At 35.9% G+C, this 8,215-nt stretch carries 5 protein-coding genes; 1 reads left to right on the top strand and 4 read right to left on the bottom strand.

Annotation, left to right across the window (positions count from 1 at the left end; genetic code table 11):
* The 3 genes from AC2CGR_RS25760 to AC2CGR_RS25770 all read right to left on the bottom strand — a co-directional run.
* Window positions 1-1,892, bottom strand: a 1,892-nt coding sequence (locus AC2CGR_RS25760) for a Cna B-type domain-containing protein (RefSeq protein WP_484481331.1), incomplete at its 3' end; no start/stop codon positions are given.
* Between the two features lie 560 nt (window positions 1,893-2,452).
* Window positions 2,453-4,009: a fatty acid--CoA ligase gene (locus AC2CGR_RS25765; protein WP_087966711.1), complete on the bottom strand. Its 1,557-nt coding sequence runs from the start codon at window positions 4,007-4,009 to the stop codon at window positions 2,453-2,455.
* Between the two features lie 313 nt (window positions 4,010-4,322).
* Window positions 4,323-5,813 (bottom strand): coproporphyrinogen III oxidase, encoded by a 1,491-nt coding sequence (locus AC2CGR_RS25770; RefSeq protein ID WP_484481332.1) that lies wholly within the window; start codon window positions 5,811-5,813, stop codon window positions 4,323-4,325.
* 257 nt (window positions 5,814-6,070) lie between these two features.
* Here AC2CGR_RS25770 and AC2CGR_RS25775 point away from each other — a divergent pair, with 257 nt between their 5' ends.
* On the top strand, window positions 6,071-7,807 hold the full coding sequence (locus AC2CGR_RS25775) for an S-layer homology domain-containing protein (RefSeq protein WP_102990448.1): 1,737 nt from the start codon (window positions 6,071-6,073) through the stop codon (window positions 7,805-7,807).
* 57 nt (window positions 7,808-7,864) lie between these two features.
* Here the strand turns inward: AC2CGR_RS25775 and AC2CGR_RS25780 are convergent.
* Window positions 7,865-8,215, bottom strand: a 351-nt coding sequence (locus AC2CGR_RS25780; protein ID WP_484481333.1) for an LPXTG cell wall anchor domain-containing protein, incomplete at its 5' end; no start/stop codon positions are given.

Genomic DNA, 8,215 nt, shown 5'->3' on the forward strand with positions numbered 1-8,215 from the left:
TCTTCTGTTGTTTCTTCTTTAGTTTGCTCTTCTTCTGGTGTTACATGAATTTCCGGTTTCTCTGTAACTTCTGGCTTCTCTAGCACATTTGGTTCTTCTGTTACTTTCGGTTCTTCCGGTTTTTCTTCTTTTATCTCTTCTGTTGTTTCTTCTTTAGTTTGCTCTTCTTCTGGTGTTACATGAATTTCCGGTTTCTCTGTAACTTCTGGCTTCTCTAGCACATTTGGCTCTTCTGTTACTTTTGGTGCTTGCGGTTCACTTGGGACTTCCAGTTCTTCTATTGTTTCTTCTTTACCTTGCTCTTCTACTTCTGTTACTTCGTGGATTTTTATATTTGTAATATCATATCCGTTAACTTTCGATTGATATCCTAATACTGGTTGTTCTTTCACTTCATACGTATAAGCTTTTCCAGCATTATCAACTGCTGGTAACTTTCCAAACTCATATTTCCAATCATTTGCTGCCGTAACTTCTTTCGTTGCAATGACTTTACCATTTTGCAGTAAATCTACTTTAATCGTTTTTGGGCGATCATTTACTTTATCGCCTTCCCACGTTTTCGTTCCTGCAACAGATGTAGTTTTTAACTTATTTGGCACCATAAGTTTTATTCCATTTGTAGCATCCGTCTTAATTGTGAAAGGAATTTTCGCTTGTGAATCAAACTCTACATAGTTCGGTGCAGAAATTTCTTGTACGTAATAATTACCTGGAGTAAGGTTTGGTGCTTCAACTATTCCGTCTTGATTTGTTGTATAGGAATCACCAATTTGCTGACCTGACTCTGTAAACAATTTAAAAGAAACACCTGGGATAAACTTATTCTCGTCTCCTTCAATATGTTTAACAATCTGCAACGTTCCTTTCGCAGGTAAAACCCCTTCAGCCCCGCCGCCAAATGATATATTTTCAACCTTTACACTATTAGATTCAGAAATCGGTTTCTCATATAAAATTTGATAATCAAGCTTGTAGTCATTCTGTAGATGTTTCAACTTTTTCCCACTATCAGTAATCGTTGATGTATAGAAAATGGTAAACGACGTAGCGTTCGCCATATGTCTATAAATTAAAACTTCAAATGAGTTATCACTAGTAAGCTTAATGTATCCATAACCTCGGTCTTGAAATTGTTTAAGAGATAAATACTCTTTATTATTGATAGTAATGGTAAAGCTATCTTTATTTAGCGTTTGTCCTTTTTGTAACGTATCTTTTAAAACGATGTTGTCATGTAAATATTGTTTCTTTAAATTTATATTTAAAAACCAACGCACTTCATTACTTTTGTCCGGCTGAATATCACCAGACTTATAGAAAAAGATCCCTGGTTCTGTACCCTCTCCTTTTGGATGCGTAATACTTACCATTTGTTTTTCTAAATCTGTCCCTAAATTCGTTTGTACATCTTTCGTCTTTCCGGCTTCAACATTCGTACCTTGAACAGTGAAATTAAAGTTCCCTCTAATATTTTCAAGCTTTTCTACCGTATCATTAAATGTACAAACTACATTATTTGCATTAATCTGGCACGTACCAAAAATACGCCCTGAATCATCCTTTAATGGAATTGTGCCACTATAACCTTTTAATTCTGGCGGAAGTGCTAACGTTAATGTATCCCCAGACTTCATCTTCTTTCCAGGTTTTTCACTAAAGTTTACATGTATCGTAGTCTTTTCTCCATAATTTAATTTCGTCTTTTCAAATGAAAAACTATCCACAAATCCTGTCGTATTTAATTCTTGAGCATGCCCTATGATAGGCATAAAGATTTGTCCAATAAGAACCGTAAAAATAAAACAAATCACAGATATTCTTTTTAAATATGTACTCATAAAACCTCCAATATTAATTGTTAATCCTTTTTGCCGTGAGATCCATTCCACCCAAAATACCCCTTAAACCAAGGGGGTACGGACTAAAGATTATTTGCAGCATCAAACCATCGTTAGTTCTAAAACATAAAGTAATAAACAGCACAATTCATTAACTATACTGTGTTCATTTCTACTTTTTTCGGGCAGCCAACAATAAATACTAGTCCCAATAAAAATACATTACAAGACTGTTCATTTACATATTAATTTGTTACTATATTCATACTACCAAAATATACTAAATGACCATTTTGTTCATCAGGTCATCTGATGACTGGATTTCTTTATCCTTTACCGATAATTCTCCTTCATAACTTCCTTCCACTCTAACTAAAATTATTATTTCAACATCTATAAAAATCACCTAATTAATTTACTAAACCCTTATTTAAAGCGAAATATAAGGCATTTTCACTCAAAGCACAACGCTCCAAAAGTATATTAACATAATAATAAAAGGAGGTTGCCTAGAAGATACATACCATTTTTTTAATCGTTTTTTAAAAAATAAAGCTACCTTTTCGTAGTAGAAAAGATAGCTTTATCTGTATAGACAACTGCTCTACTTCCTATTGTTTTGCGCCTTTCAACGACTCTCTCAGGACAAATTTTTGTAATTTTCCACTCGCATTACGAGGCAGTTCATCCACAAATAAATAATGACGAGGACGTTTATAATCTGCTAATTCGTCACTTTCTTTACAATATGTTTCTAAATCAGCCTCTGTAATATGTTCATCTTTCTTTACAACGACTGCCACAACACGTTCTCCCCATAATTCATCGGGCTCACCAAGTACGGCAACATCTAATATACCAGGATGACTATGGAGGAAATCTTCAATTTCACGTGGATAAATATTAACGCCGCCACTAATCACCATATCATCCACGCGATCTGCGACGAATAAATAACCGTCTTTATCGAAGTAACCTAAATCACCAGAGTGATACCACCCTTTATACATCGATTTTGCATTTGCCTCTTCTCGGTTATGATAACCAGCCATCATAGTTGGACCGCGCAAAATAATCTCCCCTACTTCATAAGGAGGCAATACATCATTTGGCTCTGCCGGTGCATCTTCACTCGGTTTCACAATTCGAATTTCATGACTAAAGCACGGTGTTCCTGCTGAGCCTGCTTTCGTAATTTGATCCTCTTCTACGAGAAACGCAACAACAGGTCCCATTTCTGTCATTCCATAAATTTGTACAAGATCAATATAAAGACGTTCTTTACATTCCTTCACTAACGCTGGAGCCATCGCTGCTCCGCCGTATATACCAATCTTCATCGAAGTTAAATCGTACTCTGTTAAATCTTTTTGCAACAGCATATTCCACATCGTCGGTGCTGCAAAAAACGTCGTAATCTTCTCTTCTTGAATTGTATGTAATACTGTTTCTGTGTCAAAATGATGTAAAATAACATTCTTTCCACCAACTTGAATACGCGGTATAATTCCAGCATTCAACTCACCACAATGATATAACGGTGCTACAACAAGCCCAACACTATCTCGATTATATTTTAGGAAATACGTACAAATCATACTATGCTCAGCCATTTCGCGATGACGATGTAATACGCCTTTCGGATGACCTGTCGTACCGCTCGTATACAGCATAGAACAATAATCCATTTCACCAATTTCAATATCTACTTTTTCGGAAGATGCCTCATTTACTTTTTCATGGTAGGAGCTAGCATAAGAAGGTGTATCGTCTTCTACATACCAAAAAGACGAATTTGGAAAATCTCGTTCAATGATAGCGACAGTTGGCTCAACTGCTTTTTCAAAAACAACTACTTTCGAGGATGCATCCTGGAGAATATAAGATACTTCTTTTGCTTTTAAGCGGAAATTAATTGGGTTAAAGATTGCACCAATTTTCGCACAGGCTAAGTAAACGTTTACAAATTCACGGCAGTTATATAAGTAAACAGATACAGTATCTCCCTTTCTTACCCCTTCTTCTAATAGAGCGTGCGCGGTTTTATTTATTTGCTCATCCCACTGTTTATATGTCCAGCGAATATTTTTTTCCGGCTCCACTAATGCCTCTTTATTCGGATACTTACCAACAGATAAATCGAAAATTCTCCCTATCGTCATGTACATGCCAACAATTTCCCCCTTTTCTCTTTCATAAATCTATCATTTCGTCCATAAGTAGACATTGTCCTTTAATGATTTGACTAATTTTTCTGATTATTATCGACATAGTTTTACAAACAGTTCTACTTGGCGGTCAGTGAAATTATATCGGCGATTTTTAAAATATATCGATCGTAACTTGAAATATATCAGCGATTTTTAAAATATATCGACCATAACTCAATTTATATCAGCGATTTTTCGAATATATCGACTTACCGACAAAAACAGACAATATAAAAAAGAAGCTGTCCCAATTTGGAACAGCCCCTTCATCTTATGCAAATAGCTCTTCTAAAATTTTCAGTTTGTCTTCTGTATATTTTACGAAGCCATCGTTATATGATTTTGGATCTTTCGGATTTGCGAAGTGCGTAATTGCTCCCGTCTTCGGGTGAACAAATTTACTTGATGCCCCACAGCCAAGTCCGATAATCGATTGTACTTCTTCCATAATAACAATGTTGTAAATACTTTCTTGCGTCGGCGTTGCATAACCAACGTTCTCTAAGTTACCTAAAATATTCTTTTGACGATATAGGTAATATGGTACGTAATTATGCTTTTGCGTCCACTCTTCTGCTTCATGCATCATCGCTGTAATTTCTTCGCGACCTGCTACTTTATATTTACGTTTGTTTTGCGTCATTTCAGAAGCACGTTTGAATGATAACGTATGAACTGTTAATGATTCTGGCATTAACTTTTCTGTTTCATCTAACGTGTGCTTGAAGATATCTAGCCCTTCACCAGGAAGACCAATAATTAAATCCATATTAATATTGTTCATTCCCATTTCACGAGCTAAATGATACTTCTCAATTGTTTCTTCCACAGTATGGTGACGTCCAATTGCTTTTAGTGTCTCTTGATGGTATGACTGCGGATTAATACTAATACGGTCAATGTTCCATTTATTTAACACTTCTAGTTTTGCTGGCGTAATTGTATCTGGGCGACCTGCCTCAACTGTTACTTCACGCACATTTTTTACATCTGGGAACGCTTCATACATTTCTTCATACAGCATATCCATCTCTTCTGCTGTAATACTTGTCGGTGTACCGCCGCCGTAATAAATCGTCGTAACTGTTACACCTTTTTCTTTTAAAAACTTACCAATTTCACGAACTTCATAATGTAATCCACCTAAGAATGAATCAACAGAGCCTTGGCGTCCGTTAATTGCATACGCCGGGAATGTACAATATGCACATTTTGTTGGGCAGAATGGAATACCGATATAAATACTTACTTCCTCTTTCAAACGGTATAAATCCGGAACTACCGCTAATTGACAATCAACGATACGCTGAAGAAGTTCAATTTTCTCTTCATGAATTAAGTAACTTTCACGAAGTTCTTGGTGCGCCTCTTCTTTTGACATACCATTTTGAAGCATTTTATGAAGAAGTTTTGTCGGACGAACTCCCGTTAAAATACCCCAGCTTTGTTCAAGGCCTGTTAACTGCTGAAGAACTGAAAGATATACATAAGAAACAACGTGTTTCACTTGCTTCATACGCTCTTTTTCATCTGTAAAAGCAGATAAATCTTTTGCGAATGTTTCTTCATACACATTTCCAGTCGCAACATCTGTTAAACGAGCAGATGCTTTCACATTCTCTTCAATGTGTATATCAACGATAAGATTTGCTTCCTCTTGTTCAAATCCAATCGTACTATCTTCAAAAAATAAGCCGCCAATATTTTGTAGCGGACGTAAAAAACGATCATCTTGTAACGTTTTAATTGAAATTAACAACATTATCACCTTTTCATTTGCAAACTCTCTTTAGTTTACTTGAAGGGCGTTTGCAGGTCAATACAGAAGGTTTTACCTTATTTTAATATCCTACTTAAAACAAACTGAATATTGATTTTTAACGAACTTTCTCTAGTTGTATAGACATTACAATATACTCTTGTTACAATCTAGAACGTATTAGTACTTGCTACTAATTTAAATACATATAAAGGAGGACTCTTAACACGCAAGAAAGACTATCACGTGTTAAAACAACTATGAAAAAAAAGCTTTACAACATTTTAGCAATATCTTTGGCATTACAAACATTTGTAGCACCTACCCATTCATTCGCAGAAAGTATAGAGAAAACTGCGGAATTGTCTATGGATGAACAAGCTTTAAAAAGCATTGAAGAACATGCAAAACAGCATAGACATGACGAAGAAAACGACCTTGAAATCTCGGGTGAATATCTTCTCCACTTATCAACAAAACTGCCACTATACGATTCAAATGACTTAAAAACCAAAACAAATATTGAAATTGCTGAACCAGTAGTAAAGGCAACAAAGAAAAAAGGGAATGCATACTACATACAAACTACGTTTGGTTCTGGCTGGGTTAATAAGGAAAGTAATAGTTTAGAAGTACAAGAGATTCATAAACTCTCGAATCAAAAGCTAATTGTATCAGAAGAAACATCAATATATTCCTTCCCTTTCCAATCGTTTAAAGAAGAAACGAAATTACAGCCACAAACAGTAGCTCCTACTGAACAAGCTGGGAATTGGTTTAAAATTCAAATGAACGAAACTGAGAAGTGGATTTATGCTCCTTCAGCTACATTCGAAGGCACGAAAGCATCATTATTCGAAAAGCCAAGTACTACCCAAAATAGAAGTGCAACATTTTTCAAAACACCATCTAATTTACCTACAAATAATATTTATGGTGTTACATTTAAAGAAATGATCGTACCAAAAGGTAATGAAAACATTCGTCCTGGCTACGCAATGGAACCAAAATACATAACAATTCACGAAACTGCCAATACAAGTAAAGGTGCGAACGCTTTAAATCATGCGAAGTACTTAGATAATCAAGCCCGCGGAAATACTGATCGTTCAGCATCTTGGCATTTCACAGTAGATGACAAAGAAATTTATCAACATTTACCATTAAATGAAGTTGGTTGGCATGCTGGAAATAAAACCGGAAACTATGAATCTATCGGTATTGAAATTGCTGTGAATAGTGATGGAAATTATGCTAAAGCAGTAGAAAACGCACGAAAATTAGCAGCCTATTTAATGAACGAATTAAATATCTCCCTCGATCACGTTCAAAAACATCAATTTTGGAGCGGAAAAAACTGCCCTGCATTTATGATTCAACGCGGACAATGGGATGCTTTCTTAAAAGGCACGAACGCTTACTATAATGAACATCGTAAAGAGGTTATTCCGCCAGAAGTCCCTCATGAAAAAGACGACATTACAGGTGGATGGTATGAGCAAGACATTCGTCAGTTAGCAGCTAGAAAAATCATGTTCGGTGATGGAAATGGTTCTTATTGGCCAAACCGCCTCGTAACACGAGCTGAGTTTGCAAATTTAATGTCGAGAGCTTTAAAACTACCTGCTGGAAACGCTAAATTTACAGACTTAAACGAAGCACATCCATCTTTAGTAGATGGAATTAAACGTGCTGCTAGCGCAGGTATCATTAATGGTCGTGGGAATAATAAATTTGATCCCAATGCTACAATAACACGTGATGAAGCTGTTATTATGATTGACCGTGCACTAGAATATAAATGGATCTATAGAAAAGAAGTGAAATTACCATTCACTGACCAACACTTAGCATACGATAAAAAAGCATTACAAAACGTTTATGCATACGGAATTGTAAAAGGGAACGAACGAAATGAATTCGTACCAAAAGGCACAGCAACACGCGCTGAATCAGCCGCATTTTTAAATCGAATGCTTAAAGTTATGGAAGCTTAAATAAAAAAATAAAAGGCATAAGAGATAATATTTCTCTTATGCCTTTTATAAAACATATTAGTTATTTCTAGTCATAAATCTTAAGCGTATCCCTAATAAAATAAGAGCAAAGCCAACGAATGGAAGATAATTCATATCATGTCCTGTGGCTGGAAGCTGTTGAGCATGAGAGGTACCTTGTCCTTTTTCTGGTAAAGTAGGATCTTCTTTTTCTTTATCTGGGTTTTCCATTCCTTCCCCCGGTTTCTCTGTCTCTCCGCCTGGCTTTTCTGTTTCTTTACCTGGTTTTTCTGTTTCTTCGCCTGGTTTCTCTGTTTCTTTACCTGGTTTTTCTGTTTCTTCACCTGGCTTCTCTGTTTCTTCACCTGGCTTCTCTGTTTCTTCACCTGGCTTCTCTGTTTCTTCACC

It is taken from the genome of Bacillus sp. LSHTCR4 (genome assembly GCF_057197025.1).